Source organism: Microbacterium sp. BH-3-3-3, from assembly GCF_007679045.1.
Taxonomy (GTDB): Bacteria; Actinomycetota; Actinomycetes; order Actinomycetales; family Microbacteriaceae; genus Microbacterium; species Microbacterium algihabitans.
This window is the reverse complement of record NZ_VEFS01000001.1, coordinates 441454-457037: the sequence shown is the minus strand read 5'-3', so window position 1 is coordinate 457037 and position 15584 is coordinate 441454. Positions and strand designations below refer to the sequence as shown.

General features: G+C 69.7%; 11 protein-coding genes. 7 read left to right on the top strand and 4 right to left on the bottom strand.

The window, feature by feature from the left end:
- Positions 1–47 precede the first annotated feature (47 nt).
- From FS769_RS02190 to FS769_RS02180, 3 genes are read right to left on the bottom strand one after another with little or no spacing between them, the layout of a single operon-like run.
- Positions 48–1865 carry a glycoside hydrolase family 2 protein gene (locus tag FS769_RS02190; protein ID WP_144828800.1) on the bottom strand — a complete coding sequence of 606 codons (1818 nt, stop codon included), beginning with the start codon at positions 1863–1865 and terminating at the stop codon, positions 48–50.
- Positions 1866–1902: 37 nt separating this feature from the next.
- Entirely contained in the window at positions 1903–2907 is a 1005-nt protein-coding gene (locus FS769_RS02185; RefSeq protein ID WP_144828797.1) for a LacI family DNA-binding transcriptional regulator, read from the bottom strand.
- Between the two features lie 8 nt (positions 2908–2915).
- The gene (locus FS769_RS02180; RefSeq protein ID WP_230704526.1) at positions 2916–3626 is read right to left on the bottom strand and encodes a GntR family transcriptional regulator; all 711 of its coding nucleotides are present in this window, start codon (positions 3624–3626) and stop codon (positions 2916–2918) included.
- Between the two features lie 221 nt (positions 3627–3847).
- Between FS769_RS02180 and FS769_RS02175 the strand changes: the two genes are divergently transcribed.
- Genes FS769_RS02175 through FS769_RS02145 form a run of 7 tightly spaced genes read left to right on the top strand, consistent with a single transcriptional unit; the run spans position 3848 to position 14232 of the window.
- Positions 3848–5203 (top strand): ABC transporter substrate-binding protein, encoded by a 1356-nt coding sequence (locus FS769_RS02175; RefSeq protein ID WP_144828791.1) that lies wholly within the window; start codon positions 3848–3850, stop codon positions 5201–5203.
- On the top strand, positions 5200–6141 hold the full coding sequence (locus FS769_RS02170) for a carbohydrate ABC transporter permease (RefSeq protein WP_222123886.1): 942 nt from the start codon (positions 5200–5202) through the stop codon (positions 6139–6141). Before FS769_RS02175 ends, FS769_RS02170 begins: the two co-directional genes overlap by 4 nt.
- A 1-nt stretch (position 6142) precedes the next feature.
- The gene (locus tag FS769_RS02165) at positions 6143–7021 is read left to right on the top strand and encodes a carbohydrate ABC transporter permease (protein WP_144828788.1); all 879 of its coding nucleotides are present in this window, start codon (positions 6143–6145) and stop codon (positions 7019–7021) included.
- The gene (locus FS769_RS02160) at positions 7018–8163 is read left to right on the top strand and encodes a Gfo/Idh/MocA family protein (RefSeq protein WP_222123885.1); all 1146 of its coding nucleotides are present in this window, start codon (positions 7018–7020) and stop codon (positions 8161–8163) included. Before FS769_RS02165 ends, FS769_RS02160 begins: the two co-directional genes overlap by 4 nt.
- Complete coding sequence (locus FS769_RS02155; protein ID WP_144828785.1) at positions 8160–8993, top strand: ThuA domain-containing protein; 834 nt, start codon at positions 8160–8162, stop codon at positions 8991–8993. The genes FS769_RS02160 and FS769_RS02155 overlap by 4 nt, the downstream gene beginning before the upstream one ends.
- Positions 8990–12031: a glycoside hydrolase family 38 C-terminal domain-containing protein gene (locus FS769_RS02150; protein ID WP_308071693.1), complete on the top strand. Its 3042-nt coding sequence runs from the start codon at positions 8990–8992 to the stop codon at positions 12029–12031. Before FS769_RS02155 ends, FS769_RS02150 begins: the two co-directional genes overlap by 4 nt.
- 2 nt (positions 12032–12033) lie before the next feature.
- Positions 12034–14232 (top strand): alpha-galactosidase, encoded by a 2199-nt coding sequence (locus FS769_RS02145; RefSeq protein ID WP_144831771.1) that lies wholly within the window; start codon positions 12034–12036, stop codon positions 14230–14232.
- 17 nt (positions 14233–14249) lie between these two features.
- Here FS769_RS02145 and FS769_RS02140 read toward each other — a convergent pair whose 3' ends face one another.
- Entirely contained in the window at positions 14250–15563 is a 1314-nt protein-coding gene (locus tag FS769_RS02140) for a hypothetical protein (protein ID WP_144828783.1), read from the bottom strand.
- Positions 15564–15584: the final 21 nt, after the last annotated feature.

Below are 15584 nucleotides of genomic sequence, written 5' to 3'. Positions count from 1 at the left end.
GTGGCCCCGAAGGTCCACCGCCGTTCGCCGTCGTTCGAGGCGAGCGCTCAGGGCTGCGAGTGGGACTCCCGGCCGATGATGGATCGGAGCGTCTCGAGGGGCAGTTTCGGCGTCCGGTCCTCGAAGGCGAGGCCGTTCGCCTCCTGCATCGTGTCGGTGAGCTGCGTGTAGCAGAAGCCGGACAGCACGGTGCTGTCGAGGAGAGCGCCGAAGAGGCCGCGGAGGTGATGTTCCAGCTCTTCGGGGGTCGCGCTCGTGGAGTATCCCCATGCCGGCGCCGAGGCGGAGGTCTCGTACTTCACGCCCCCGAACTCGGTGACCATGACCGGGAGGGTGTCGACGTCGGCCGTCCCCTCCGCCATCATCAGCCGGTGCGACGGGCCGTACCCGGCGAACAATCGCGACAGGGCGTCCCGATCGGCGTAGCGCCGGGCGAACGTCTCGGGGTCGGGGTCGTAGTCGTGCACCGAGAGGATGTCCGATCGGGTGTGCTCCCACCCGTCGTTCGAGATGACGGGGCGGGTCGGATCGAGCGCGCGGGTCAGGTCGGCCAATCCGCGCGTGAACGCCCGCTGCGGCTCGTCCGTGACGACGTCGCGCACGCCCCAGCTCTCGTTGAAGGGCACCCACGTGACGATCGAGGGGTGCGAGCGATCGCGACGGACGAGGTCGACCCACTCGCGGGTCAGATCGGTCATCGCGCTGGTGGTGAATTCGAACGCGGCGGGCGCCTCTCCCCACAGCAGCAGGCCGAGCCGGTCCGCCCAATAAAGGAACCGGGGGTCCTCGGCCTTCTGGTGGAGGCGGGCGGCATTGAATCCCATGTCCTTGATGAGCTGCACCTCGGCCCGCAGCGCGTCCGCGCTGGGTGCGGCGAGGTGGGACTCCGGCCAGAACCCCTGCTCGAGTACCGAGCGGACGAAGTACGGCCGGTCGTTGAGCAGGAACCGTCCGGCCGCCGTGCCGACGGTACGCAGCCCCAGGTACGACGAGACCGCGTCGACGGAGTCCCCGTCGGTGATCGTGACGGTCGCGTCGATCAGTCGGGGTGTCTCGGGCGTCCAGACGAGCTTCTCGTAGTGCTGTCCGTTGCGCTGGTCGCGCAGGGGGATGTCGAGGATCGGCGCCCCCGTGGCCGGCGACGCGACCTGCACCCGGGTGAGAGGGGAACCGGCGTAGCTCAGCTCCACGTCGATCACCGCGTCGGGGCCGAGGGGGCGGTTGCAGAGGACTTCCAGGACGACGCTGTCGGTGCTGCGCGTCGTGCGCCACGAGAGTTCGGTGACGTGGGTCGCGGGCACCTCCTCGACCCACACGGGCTGCCAGATGCCGCTCGTGCGGGAGTACCAGATCTCGTGCGGCTCCGGCAGCCACTCCTGCTTGCCCCGGGGCTGACCGACGTCGAGGGGACGGTCGATCGCCTGCACGACGAGGAGATCGTCGCCGTCCGCGGCGATGTGGTCGGTGATGTCGGCGGTGAAGGGCGTCTGCCCACCGCGGTGCGTGGCCACCTGGCTGCCGTTGAGCCAGACGGTCGCGGCGTAGTCGACCGCGCCGAAGTGCAGCAGAAGGCGCCCGGCGGGGTTGGTGCGCGCGACCTCCTCGGCGCTCAGACGACGGGAGTACCAGAGCACCGCGTGGTAGGACGTGTCGCCGATGCCCGAGAGAGCCGATTCCGGAGGGTACGGCACGGCGATGACGCGGTCGAAGTCGCCGGTGCGGAACCAGCCCGCCGCCGTGCCGGTTTCGTCGTCGTCGTAGGCGAAGCGCCACTCGCCGTCGAGGCTCCGCCAGTCGGGTCGGCGCAGCTGCGGTCGCGGGTACTCGCCATCGAGGTCGGATGCAGGAGGAGTCAGGGGTTGCATGCGCAACACTGTGGCGCAGATTTTCCAGCGCTGCAAATTAGCTCGCGGTACTCCCGCGCACGACCAGGTCGAATCCGACCGTCTCGTGCCGACCGGGGCCGCCCGCTCCGTCCATGCGCTCCCGGAGCATCCGGAAGGCCGTTCGGGTCAGCGTGGGCTTGTCGGGGCGGACGGTCGTCAGCCCCGGATTGGTGAAGTTGGACATCAGGATGTCGTCCCACCCGACGACGCCCACGTCGTCGGGGACGACGCGTCCCGCGCGGGCGAGGGCCTTCATCGCCCCGATGCCGGCGAGGTCGTCGAAGCACACCAGGCCGTCGAAGCTCACCCCCGTCTCGATCGCATCGATCACCGCCGCCTCGGCCGCGAACGCCCCGAAGCGCTGCATCGGGATGAGCAGGTCGTCGCTGCGATGAGCTCCGCAGTCCTCGAGGGCCGACAGATAGCCCTCGGCGCGCAGGCTCGCCGTCGCATGGCCGGCGGCTGCCGCGTATCCGAGGAAGGCGATGCGCGTCCGCCCCGAGTGCAGCAGGTGGAACGTGGCGGCCCGCGCCGCGGCGATGTTGTCGACCATGACGTGATCGACCGTCGGCGGCGGAGGGATCTCGCCCAGCAGGACGAGAGGGGTGGACCCGCGGAACTGCTCGATGGCGTCGGCGTCGAGTTCGGTGGGCTGGAAGATGAGTCCGTCGATCAGCCCCTGCTCGCGCCCCCGCAGAACCGCTCGCTCGTCATCGAGACTGCCCGACGTCTGCTCGATCAGCAGGCGGTAGTCGAAGCCGCCGATCTCGGTGGAGACGAGGGCGGCCAGCTCCGCGAAGTAGGGCGTCTCGATCGCCGGCAGCGCGAACGCGACCATCCCCGTCGTGCCGGTGGCCAGACGACGGGCGATGCTGTGAGGGACGTATCCCAGCTCATCGATGGCGGCCTGCACCCGGGCACGCGTGGAGGGGCGCACGTGCTGATACCCGCGCACGACGTTGGACACGGTCTTGATGGACACCCCCGCGAGCGTGGCCACGTCCTGCAGGGTCGCCGACACCGCGGGCCTCATCGCTCGACGAGGGTCATCTCGAACCCGTAGAGGTCGGGGCGGTAGCAATGGCGGCCGTACTCGACGGCGGCGCCGTCGGCGTCGTAGGCGGTGCGGTCCATGGTGAGCACGGGGGCGCCGCGTCCGATGTCCAGCAGCAGCCCCTCGTCGACGCTGGCCCGACGGGCGCCGATGCGCTGGCGCGCGACGCGCAGCGTCACGCCCCGGGCATGCAACTCCTGGTAGAGGCCGACCTCGGCGAGTCGCTCCGCGGTAATGTCGGCGAAGGTGTCGGGCAGATAGTTCTCGAGGACGGCGATCGGCACGGAGTCGGCGAAGCGCACGCGGCGGATCTTCAGCACGCGGGAGGTCTGGTCGAGACCCAACTGCTCGGTCACCTCGGGACCCACCCGGGCGAAGGTCACGTCGAGCACGCGGGTGGAGGGGACGCGTCCCGACCGCTTCAGGTCGTCGTACAGGCTGGTCAGATCGATCTGCCGCGCCACCGAACCGTGGACGACCTGTGTTCCCACTCCGCGTCGGCGAACGAGCAGGCCCTTGTCGACGAGTTCCTGGATGGCGCGTCGCACCGTCGGTCGCGAGAGCGACAGTCTCTCGCTCATCGAGACCTCGTTCTCGAGCCGAGCGCCCGGGGGCAGGGCCCCCGAGGCGATTGCGGCCTCGAGTCCGCGCGAGAGCCGGATCCACAGTGGCGCGGCCTGCGCCATAGGCTGAAGCAGCTGTTCCGCCGGCAGCACGACCGGCTGTTCTCCCTCGAGCATGCGACCCTCGACTCTCGTCCGGACTGACAAAACCTGCGTATGTCATGTTAGTACAAAGTCGCCCGAGACGGTTGACGACCTCATTCCAATTGTCCTAACATGCAGACGGGATGGACCCGACAGCTCGGCAAAGCAGCCGACGGGGTGTTTCCAGGAGAGGCATCGCAATGAAGCGCAAATACGTCGTTGCTGCGTTCACGGCCACCGTGGTCACCGCGGCGGGACTCACCGGCTGCTCCGCCGGAGACGCCACGAGCGGCGACGGCACGGACGGCCCCGTGACGATCAGCATTCTGGAGAGCAAGCAGACCAACATCGACGCGATCTCCAAGGAGATCCCGGGCTTCGAAGCCGCGATGAAGGAGCAGGGCAAGGACATCAAGGTCGACCTCATCGCCGATGTGCTGACGGACGAGCAGGTGAAGACCAAGCTCACCCAGCAGCTCATCGCCGGTCAGGCGCCCGACGTGCTCGACATCGGCGAGAACATGGCCATAGCGTGGTCGTCGGCCGGTTACCTCGAGCCCCTCGATTCCTACCTCGACCAGTGGGAGGGCTGGGAGCACTACTACCCCGCCGTCAAAGAGGCCATGACCCGACAGGACGGTCAGGTCTACAACCTCCCCTCCGGCGCCGGCGTGCTGAACCTCTTCTACCGCAAGGACGTGCTCGAGCAGCTCGGCGTCGACACGACGCAGCCCAAGACCTGGGACGACCTGATCTCGCGCCTCGAGAAGGTCAAGGCGGCCACCGGTGGGACGCCCATCGTCATCCCCGCCGGAACGGCCTGGGGTGGCGGAACGTGGGGCGAGGGCTTCCAGCCTCTGCTCGGCGGGACCGACACCGGGTACTACGACAGCGAGACGGCGACGTGGGATCTCGACACCCCCGGCTGGCTCGCCGTCTTCGAGCTCTACGCCGAGCTCGTGCAGAAGGGCCTCATGCCGGTCCAGGATCTGCAGAACCCGAACCCGTGGGAGCCGACGAAGTACGTCAAGTTCCCCGCGGGCGACATCCAGGTCTCGGCTCAGGGCACGTGGGGATGGAAGTTCGACTGGGGCCCCGACGGTGCCACCCCCATCGACGGCCTCACCGAGAAGGTCTCGACGTGGCAGTGGCCGGGTCTGCGCGACGGCGACCAGCCCTACGGCTGGAGCAGCACCGGTGGCGGTTACGCGATCTCCGCCGACTCCGACAAGAAGGCCGCGGCCTTCGAGTTCATCAAGTACCTCTCCAGCGGCAAGCCGCTGGCCGAGCAGCTCGTGGCCTCGGGAGCGGCGTCCGCCCGCGACGACCTCGACGACGTGGCCCCCTACTCCGGCGAGCCGCAGCTGCTGCAGGCCGGTGAAGACCTCTCGAACAGCGTCTTCGTGGTGACCGGCGACGGCGCCGACCAGATCAGCCAGGCGGTCGCCACCGCGACCGAGCTGATCCTGAGCGGTCAGGCCGACGGCAAGCAGGCCTACGAGGCCTTCAAGAAGGACGCCACCGACCTGCTCGGACCGAGCCTGGTGAAGCAGTGACGTCGATCATCGACGTCCCCGCCGCGGTGCAGACGGCTGAGCAGCCGCCTGCGCCGCGGCGCCGGCGCGCCCGCACATGGCCGCTGGTCCTCCTTCTGCTGGGCCCCTCGGCCGTCCTGATCGTGCTGTTCATCGTGCTGCCGGCCGTGTACGGCATCTGGCTCAGCCTCACCAACACGCAGTTGACGGGGTTCGCGGCGCGAAATCCGAAGTTCGTGGGGTTCGACAACTACGCGTACCTGCTCGGCAGCACCGACTTCCTCGGCTCCCTGGGGCAGACCGGCACCTTCCTCTTCTGGTCGGCGATCGTCGGGCAAACGGTGCTCGGAATGGTCGCCGCGATCCTGTTGAGTCGGCCGTGGATCCGCGGCAAGGGCTTCTTCGGGGCCGCGCTGCTCATGCCGATGGTCGTTCCGGAGGTCGTCGCCTCGCTCACCTGGGCCAGCGTGCTGGCGACCAGCCCGGAGGGGACGCTGAACCGGCTCACCGCGGTGTTCGGCTCCGAGCCCACCGCGTGGTTGCAGACGGCGCCGATGCTCGCCATCATCCTCGTCAACATCTGGCGTGGTCTGGCCTTCGCCATGATCATGTTCCAGGCCGCCCTCGAGGACGTCCCTGCTGAGCTGATCGAAGCCGCCCGCGTCGATGGGGCCAGCGCCGTCCAGGTGTTTCGGCACGTCACCCTTCCGCTCATCCGCGGTCCGGTCTTCCTCTACCTGCTGCTCACGACCATCAGCACCGTCGGCGTGTTCGGTCTCGTGTACTTCCTCACCCGAGGTGGCCCCGGCGGTCAGACGCGCATCGCCGCCATCTACATCTACGAGCGGGCCCTGCAGTTCTCGCAGATCGGCATCGGCAGCGCCGCGTCGATCATCCTGCTCGTCATCGTCGTCGTGCTGGGCTTCACATACGTGCGCCTGGCGAAGGTAGAGGTGTGACATGACCGCCATCGACAGCCGCGTCGCGGCTTCCGCGCACGTCGAACGTCGACGTCGTCTCGGTCCCGTCGACGTCCTGCAGAGATGCATCGGCTACGCGCTGATCGTCGTGCTGGCACTGTTCTGCCTCGTCCCGTTCGCGTGGGTCGTGTTCAGCGCCGTCGACGCCGATGCGGGCGCGACGGTCCAATGGCCGGCGCTCTCGTTCGAGAACTTCGTGCGCTTCTTCACGGCATCCGGAACGCCCCTGCTTCTGGTGAACAGTCTGATCATCGCGATCTCGTCGACGGCGTTGAACCTCGTCCTCGGGATCGCCGGAGGCTACGCCTTGTCGCGGTTCGCCTTTCGCGGACGACGGTTCTTCATGTTCAGCATCCTGCTGATCCGCGTCATCCCGGCGCCGGCGACGATCGTGGCGCTGTACCTGATCATGGTCAACCTGGGATTGGCCAACACCCTGCACGGGCTCATCATCGTGCAGGCGGTCAGTGGACTGCCGGTGACCCTCTGGTTGATGAAGGGCACCGTCGACGCGGTCCCGATGGAGCTCGAGGAAGCGGCCTGGACCGACGGCAACACCCGCCTCCAGGGTGCTCGGCGCATCGTCCTCCCGCTCATGGGACCCGGACTGGGCGCGGCGGCCATGCTCATGTTCATGGGTTCGTGGGGCGACTTCCTCACCCCGCTCGTGCTCCTGCAGAACCAGGAGCTCTACCCGCTCGCGATCGGACTGTTCCGCGCCTTCAGCGAGCGCAACATCGTCGACTGGGGCCTGCTGGCCGCGAGCGCCGTGGTCTATGTCCTGCCCCCCGCCGTGCTGTACATGCTGGTGCGCAAGAACCTGCTCAAGTCGAGCCTCGGCGGAGCGTTGAAGGGATGACGGAGATGTCCGAGTCGATGCGTCTACCCGTCGTGGTCGTCGGTGCCGGAGCGATGGGTGGGGAGTGGTTGCGGATGCTGTCGCGCTCGCCGCACGCACGCGCCGTCGGCGTCGTCGATCTCGACGTCGACCTCGCGCGCGAGACCGTCGCGGGGATCGGCCTCGACGCGGTCGTCGGCGCATCCCTCGTCGACGTCGTCGAGCGATCCGGTGCCCGAGCCGTCGTCAACGTCACGGTGCCGCAGGCGCATCGGGTCGTGAACGAGCAGGCGATGCGCGCGGGGCTCCCCGTCCTGTGCGAGAAGCCGCTCGCCCCGACGGTCGCCGAGGCATTGCGCCAGGTCGCACTCGCCGACGCGACGGGGCAGCTGCTCATGGTCAGCCAGTCGCGACGCTACTTCGACCACCTCGCGGCGTTCCGCGACGTGGTGGGCGCGCTCGGTCCGATCGGAGCCGTGCACGCGCAGTTCTTCCACGAGGACCACGAGCCCGGCTTCCGCGAGCAGATGGCGCACCCTCTGCTGGTCGACATGTCGGTGCACCACTTCGACATGCTGCGTTACCTCAGCGCCGACGAACCGGTCAGCGTGCGCTGCGACTCCTGGAACCCGTCGTGGAGCTGGTTCGCCGGTGACGCGGCCGCCACGGCCACCTTCGAGCTGGCCTCGGGCGCGCGATTCGTCTACTCGGGGAGCCGCGCGACGCCCGGACTGCAGACGTCGTGGAACGCCGACTGGCGGGTCTACGCCGAGCACGGCGCCACGCACTGGGACGGGGATGCCCTCGTCGAGACCGACACGGTCGGCGTCGAGGTCGAGGTGCGCAGCGACAGCGAAGGCATCGAGGGGTCCCTGAAGGAATTCGTCGCGTCCCTGCGGTCGGGTCGCACCCCGCAGAACGAAGTGCGCGCGAACGTCCGCACCCTCGCGATGGTCGAGGGCGCGATCCGCAGCAGCGACCGCGGCGGCGAGAAGGTCGTGCTCGACGACCTGATCGAGGAGTCGCTCGCGCTCGCCATCGCCGCCGAGGAGCACGATGACATCCGCGACCTTCTGCGGTCGTGGACGAGCGCCGCCGACGGCATCACCACACCGGCCTGGGGGTCAGCCCCGGCCATGATCGCGTCTGGAGGCGCTCGATGACCACTCCCACCCTGCCGAAGAAGGCCATCCGCGTCGTCGTGTGGGGTGAGAACCGCCACGAGCAGATCAACGAGGTCGTCCGCGGCATCTATCCCGACGGGATGCACAGCACCATCGCGGCCGGCATCACGGGTCTGCTGGGCGAGGAGGTCACCGTGACCACGCGCGTGCTCGACGACGCCGAGCACGGGATGACGGAGGAACTGCTCGCCGAGACCGATGTACTGCTCTGGTGGGGCCACACCGCCCACGAGGAGGTCGCGGACGAGGTCGTGGACCGCATCCAGAAGCACGTCCTCGAGGGGATGGGCATCATCGTCCTGCACTCGGGGCACCACTCCAAGATCTTCCGTCGGCTCATGGGGACGACGTGCAGCCTGCGGTGGCGCAACGACGCCGACAGCGAGCTCGTCTGGACGGTGTCGCCGCGGCATCCGATCGCCGAGGGCGTCCCGCAGCCGCTCGTCATCCCGGGGCAGGAGATGTACGGCGAGTTCTTCGACATCCCCGAACCCGATGAGCTGGTGTTCATCAGCAGCTTCTCCGGCGGCGAGGTGTTCCGCAGCGGCATCACCTATCGCCGCGGATACGGCAAGGTCTTCTACTTCAGCCCCGGCGACGAGATCTACCCCGTCTACCACCATCCCGACGTGCAGCGCGTGATCGCGAACGGCGTGAAGTGGGCGTACTCCTCTCGCGAGCGCGAGTCGTACCTCGTCACGCCCATGTACCTGACCGGGGAGTTCGACCGGCCGGTGCTCGGCTCGCCCGACGGCCTCGTCGATTACTACACCCGTGAGCTGATCGCGCCGCGGGAGAACGGCGCGTGACAGCCGAGGAGAACCCCAACGGGCGGGTGAGATTGGATGCCGAGACGCTCGCGATGCAGAGGGTGCGGCGCTTCACCCGCTTCCGCCTCGCGCCGGCCGTTCACCGCGATACCCGTCCGGTGGAGATCCGGGCATGGAGGGTCGGCGGGGAGCCCGTCCCCTTCGCGACCGCGGCGGTGCAGGAGTTCGAGCCGATCGCCCTGGGCGCGTCGTGGGGGCGGCCGTGGGACACGGTGTGGTTCGACGTGCGCGGAGAGGTCCCCGCCGAGTGGCCGGTCGACGAGGCCGAGCTGCTGGTCGACCTCGGATTCGTCGAGGAGCAGCCCGGGTTCCAGGCGGAAGCGACCGCCTACCGCCCCGACGGCACGATCGTGAAAGCCATCGAACCCCGCAACGCGTGGGTGCCCCTCCCACACGCGGGCTCGTTCCGGCTGCTGCTGGAAGCCGCGGCCAACCCGACCATCCAGGTGCCCTACGAGTACGAACCGACGTCGCTGGGCGATCCTGCGACGGCCGGCGACGACGAGCACTACCGCCTCGTCCGTCTCGAGCTCGTTCGCCGCGATGTCGTCGTGTGGGAACTGCTGCAGGACGTCATCGCCCTCGAGGGACTGGTTCAGACCCTGCCCCCCGAGACGGCGCGCCGCGCCGACATCGTGCATGCGCTGGAGCGCATGGTCGACGTCATGGATCCCGACGACGTCTCGGCGACGGCGCAGAGCGGGCGCGAGGTCCTGGCCCCCGCGCTCGCGATGACGGCGCCGGGCAGCGCGCTGCGCGTGAGCGCCGTGGGACACGCGCACATCGATTCGGCGTGGTTGTGGCCGACTCGCGAGACCGTCCGCAAGGTCGCGCGCACGTTCGCGAACGTCGTCGACCTCATCGATCGCGACCCCGACTTCGTCTTCGCCGCGTCGTCGGCACAGCAGTACCTCTGGTTGAAGCAGAGTCAGCCGGAACTGTTCGAGCGGGTCCGCTCGGCCGTGGCCGCCGGTCGCTTCCGCCCGGTCGGGGGGATGTGGGTCGAATCCGACACCAACATGCCCAGCGGCGAGTCGCTCGCTCGACAGTTCGTGCAGGGCAAGGCGTTCTTCCTCGAGGAGTTCGGGGTCGACAGTGCCGAGGTGTGGCTGCCCGACTCGTTCGGGTACAGCGCCGCCCTGCCGCAGATCGCCCGCGCGGCCGGTGCCCGGTCGTTCGTGACGCAGAAGCCGTCGTGGAACGAGACGAACCGCATTCCCTACTCGACGTTCCACTGGGAAGGGATCGACGGGTCCCGCCTGTTCACGCATCTTCCGCCCGCCGAGACGTACAACTCCGATCTCGGGGCCGCGGATCTCGCCCGCACGGAGCGCGTCTTCAGCGAGAAGGGTCGGGCCCGCGAGGTTCTTGGGCTGTTCGGCTGGGGGGACGGAGGGGGAGGGCCCACTCGCGAGATGCTGGCCCAGGCTCATCGCAAACGCGACCTCGAGGGTTCGCCCCGGGTCTTCCTGAGCGATCCGCAGTCGTTCTTCGCGGCCGCGGAGGCCGAACTCGCCTCTCCGCCCGTCTGGGTGGGTGAGATGTACCTCGAACTGCATCGCGGCACGCTCGTCTCGCAGCAGAAGACGAAGCGGGGCAACCGCCACAGCGAGGCGCTGCTGCGGCAGGCGGAGTTGTGGGCAGCGACGGCGGCGATCCTCCGGGGGACCCCCTATCCCGCGCGGGAACTGCGCGACGCCTGGCGGCAGGTACTGCTGCTGCAGTTCCACGACATCCTCCCGGGGACCTCGATCGCCTGGGTCCATCAGGAGGCCGAGGCCGCGTACGCGCGCGTGGCCGAGGTCCTCGAGAAGATCATCGCCGCGTCGCTCGCGTCGCTCGCGACGGGGGGAGACGCTCAGCTCAGCGCCAACGCGGGCCCGTACCTCCGCGACGGCGTCGAGGCGATGTCGATCGGGCCGTCCCGCCCGGTCGAGCCCGTCGTGCCCGCCGCCGACGGCGACGTCTTCGTCCTCCAGGACGACACCCTCCGCGTGGTCGTCGATCGTCGGGGAGCATTCACCTCCATCCGCGACCTCGTCGTCGGACGTGAGGTCCTTCCCGACGGCGTCCCCGGGGGCGTCCTGCACGTGCTGCGCGACACTCCGCGTGAGTGGGACGCGTGGGACATCAATGAGGAGGATCAGCGCTCCGGCCGCGCGCTGACGGATCCGGTCGACGTCCGGATCGACGGCGACGCGGTCTTCATCCGGCACCGGTTCGGCGCCTCGCGCATCGACGTCCGTGTGCGCGTTCGCGAGGGGCGCGTGGACCTGTCGTTCGACATCGACTGGCACGAGTCCCAGAAGCTGCTCAAACTGGCGTTCCCGCTCGATCTGCGCGCCGACCGCGCGGCCTCTGAGATCCAGTACGGCCATCTGCATCGGGCCATCCACCGCAACACGTCCTGGGACTCGGCCCGCTTCGAGACCGTGGCCCACCGATGGGTCCATGTCGGCGAGCCGTCGTGGGGTGTCGCCATCGCGAACGACGTGGTCTACGGCCACGACCTGCGCACGCTTCAGGCGCCGTCCGGTCGGCCGATGGTCGTCGCGCGGCTGTCCCTCCTTCGCGCACCGCGATACCCCGACCCGGGCGCCGACCAGGGTCGTCACGAGTTCACCGTCAGCCTCCGGCCGGGTGGCATTCCGGACGCGGTCGTGGACGGATATCGCCAGAGCCTGCCGATGCGCCCGTTGCGTGGTGCGGCCGTGCCCGCGCTCGTCGCCGTGTCGCACCCCGCGGTCGTGATCGAGGCGGTCAAGCTCGCCGAGGACGACAGCGGAGATCTCGTGGTGCGCCTCTACGAGGCCCATGGTGACCGCGTGAGCGCGACCCTGACCACCTCCATCGAGTGGGATGCCGTGGAGGCGACGGATCTGCTCGAGCGGGCACTGCCCGGGACGGGGGTTTCGTCGACCTCTGACCGGGCGATCGAGCTGGACCTCCGGCCCTTCGAGCTCGTGACGCTGCGCCTGCGCGGCCCCCGCTCGCCCTCCGCTCGGGCGTCCGCGTGAGCATGCACGGGAGCGCCGAGCTGATCCCCGCGGACACGATTCTCCATCTCGCTGCGGGCGGGGTGAGCGTTCTTCTCGACCTCACCGAGGGGCGCCTGCCGGCGATCCTGCACTGGGGGGCGGGTCTCGGCCGGCTGAGCGAGGTCGAGGCCGACGCCCTGCGCCTGGCGGCGATCGAACCGGCATCGGGAAACGTCGTGGACGAGCCCGTGCGCGTCGCGATGCTCCCCGAGCACCATGCCGGGTGGGAGGGCAGGCCCGGAGTGACGGGGCATCGCGCAGGTGCGGACTGGTCGCCGAAGTTCACCGTCGTCTCCGTCGCGGTCGCGGCTGAGGGGGATCCCCTCCGTCGCGATGGACGTCTCGTCCAGGCCGGCCCGGCCGTCGTGACGGTGGCCGCCGCCGACGAGACCGCGGGTCTGCGCCTCGAGCTCGACATCGAGCTGGCGGCGAGCGGACTGCTGCGCGCCCGCGCAGAGCTGGAGAACATCGGGGCGGGCGTGTACAGCGCCGACGGGATCGCGCTGGCGTTCCCGATCCCGGTGCGGGCTCGGGAGATCCTCGACTTCGCCGGACGATGGAGCAAGGAGCGCATCCCGCAGCGTCGCGAGCTCGTCGTCGGCATCCACGATCGCGAGGGCCGCAAGGGCCGCACGGGTCCGGATGCGGCGACGGTGCTCACCGTCGGCGAGACGGGATTCGGTTTCGGCGCCGGCGAGGTCTGGGGCGTCCACGTCGGTTTCAGCGGCAACCACCGTCACTACGCCGAGCGGTTGTCGGCGGGGGCGCAGGTGATCGGGGGCGGCGAGCTGCTGCTCCCGGGCGAGGTCGGGCTCGACCGGGGCGAGAGGTACCGATCACCGTGGGTCTACGCGGCCTACGGTGCGGGACTCGATGAGCAGGCTCATCGTTTCCACCGGTTCCTGCGCGGGCGCCCGACGCACCCGGCGACGCCCCGGCCGGTGACCCTGAACGTGTGGGAGGCCGTCTACTTCGATCACGATCTCGATCGGCTCCTCGACCTCGCCGACCGCGCCGCCGCGATCGGGGTGGAGCGGTACGTGCTCGACGACGGCTGGTTCACCGGGCGGAGGGACGACACGAGCGGGCTCGGGGATTGGACGGTGGATGCCGGCCTCTGGCCCGACGGCCTGACCCCGCTCGTCGATCGGGTGACGTCGCTGGGGATGCAGTTCGGGCTGTGGTTCGAACCCGAGATGGTCAACGAGGACAGCGCCCTGGCCCGGGCGCACCCCGAGTGGATCATGCAGACGGGCGGGCGGCTGCCCGTCCGCGGACGCGGCCAGCAGGTGCTCAACCTCGGCATCGACGAGGCGTATCGATACGTCCTCGACGCGATGACGGCGGTCCTCGCCGCCCACGACATCTCGTACATCAAGTGGGATCACAACCGTGACCTCATCGATGCCGGCACCGCCCCGGCGGGGAAGCCGGGCGTGCACGCGCAGACACTCGCGGCTTACCGTCTGATGGACGAGCTGCGTCGCCGGTTCCCCGGTCTGGAGATCGAGTCCTGCTCGTCCGGCGGCGGTCGCGTCGACCTCGGCGTCATCGAGCGCACCGATCGCGTGTGGGTGAGTGACTGCATCGATCCCCTCGAACGGCAGCAGATGATGCGGTGGACCCTTCAACTGCTTCCGGCCGAGCTGCTCGGTTCCCACATCGGTTCGAGCGTCAACCACACGACCGGCCGGTCACATCCGCTGTCGTTCCGGGCGGCCACCGCGCTCTTGGGCCATTTCGGCATCGAGTGGGATCTGGCGCAGGCGACCCCGCAGGAGAATGCCGACCTCGCCGAGTGGATCCGCTTCTACCGCGACCATCGCGCCCTTCTCCACACGGGCGAGATCGCTCGGGCGGAGGAGATCGACCCCTCGTTCCAGGTCACGGCCGTCGTGGCTGCCGATCGCTCGGAGGCACTCGTCTTCCTCGTGTTCCTGACTCGTCCGACGGTGTCTCCGCGCGGCCGCTTCACCCTGCCGGGCCTGGACGCCGAAAAGACCTACCGGGTCGCGCCGGTGGTCGTCGGCACACCCGACCCGGGCCGCGCCGACCCACCGTGGTACGCCGACGGGGCCGGTGTGACGATGAGCGGGCGGGCGCTTGCCGCGGCGGGGCTGCATCTGCCGGGTTCGTTCCCCGAACGGGTCGTGCTCCTGCGCGCCACGGAAGTGGTCTGACGGGGGGAGTGGCCGGGTCAGCCGTCGAAGATGTCGCCGAGGAGCGATCCGATGACGAGGCCGCCGAGCATGCCGCCGACCATGTTGCCGCCGCCCATGCCGCCCCCGCGGCCGTAGCCGCCGCCCCGGCCGTAGCCGTTGCCGCCCCAGTCGTCGGGGCGTGACTGCTCGATGTCGCGCTGGGCGATCTGCAGGGCCTCGGATGCCAGGGAGCCGGCGCGACGCGCGGTGGCGAGGGCCGTCTCGCGGTCGTCTTCGGAGATGGGGCCGAGGGGGAGTCCGGCGCGCAGACGCTCCGCCTCGACGAAGCGCGTGCGGGCGTCGGCCCCGATCCAGCCGCGGTGGCCGGTGATGAGGCCGCGCGCGACGGCGATCTGCCGATCGGCGTCGTCGATCGCGTGGTCGACCTGGTCTTGCGAGGGCACCGGCCGGGCGGCGCGCTCGCGCGCGCGGTCGAGGTCGGCGTTCGCCTGGCGCAGCGACGACAGGGCCGCGAAGGGGTCGCTCCGCGTTCCGGATGCAGGCAGGGCGGTCAACGCCTGCTGCAGCGTCGCCATCGCCTGGGTGACGACGGGGGTCTGCGGGCCGCGTCGCGCTTCGACGAGGTCGTTGCGCGAGTCGTCGACGACGGCGGCGAGGGTCGACTCGGCGCGCAGCGCCTCGATCTCGAAGGTGTCCACGGCGTCGAGGAGAGATTCGGCCCGGCGCACGGCCTCGGTCGCGGCCTCGAGGGCGACGGACGCCTGCTCGCGCTGGCCGGCGTCGCGACGACGCTCGGAGACCGAGGCGGTGTGCACGGCGAAGTCGAGCAGCTGCTCGATCTCCTCCGGGTTGCCGCCGATCTGCGAGAGGGCGGAGTCGCTGTAGCGCCGCGAGAGGCGATCCACGACCTCGCGGGCGTTCGGGATGCGTTCGGCGAGGCGGTCGCGGTCGGCGCGGACGCGCGCGAGGATCTCGGGGGCGCGTCGCACGGCGTCGATCTTGGGCTGCAGCACCTGGGTGCGCTCTTCGAGCAGGTCTTCGGCCCACTGCGAGAGCTGGATGATGCGCACGTTGCGCGTGCGCAGCTCTTCTTTGGTGTCGGGGATCTCGTCGTGGTTCAGCTGGTGCAGCTGGAATGCCTCGGCGAGGTGCGTCCGCACGGAGTCGAGGGCCGCCGCGAGGTCTTCCGTGGCCTTGTCGCCGAGCTCGGCACGGGCGAAGTCGAGCTCATCGGAGGTGAGGCGCACACGTTCGTCGGCCGCGACGATCGCCAGTTCCGCTCGGCGTGCCAGGTCGGCATCCGCCGCGTCTTGTTCTTCGCGCTTCCTCTTGCCCCAGAAACCGGCCATGGCTCGATCCTAAGCCGGTGT

Bases quoted from the DNA above. Each gene is read 5' to 3' on its own strand.
- FS769_RS02190 (WP_144828800.1), bottom strand. From the start codon at position 1,865: ATGCAACCCCTGACTCCTCCTGCATCCGACCTCGATGGCGAGTACCCG.
- FS769_RS02180 (WP_230704526.1), bottom strand. From the start codon at position 3,626: ATGGCGCAGGCCGCGCCACTGTGGATCCGGCTCTCGCGCGGACTCGAG.
- FS769_RS02175 (WP_144828791.1), top strand. From the start codon at position 3,848: ATGAAGCGCAAATACGTCGTTGCTGCGTTCACGGCCACCGTGGTCACC.
- FS769_RS02165 (WP_144828788.1), top strand. From the start codon at position 6,143: ATGACCGCCATCGACAGCCGCGTCGCGGCTTCCGCGCACGTCGAACGT.
- FS769_RS02160 (WP_222123885.1), top strand. From the start codon at position 7,018: ATGACGGAGATGTCCGAGTCGATGCGTCTACCCGTCGTGGTCGTCGGT.
- FS769_RS02155 (WP_144828785.1), top strand. From the start codon at position 8,160: ATGACCACTCCCACCCTGCCGAAGAAGGCCATCCGCGTCGTCGTGTGG.
- FS769_RS02145 (WP_144831771.1), top strand. From the start codon at position 12,034: ATGCACGGGAGCGCCGAGCTGATCCCCGCGGACACGATTCTCCATCTC.
- FS769_RS02140 (WP_144828783.1), bottom strand. From the start codon at position 15,563: ATGGCCGGTTTCTGGGGCAAGAGGAAGCGCGAAGAACAAGACGCGGCG.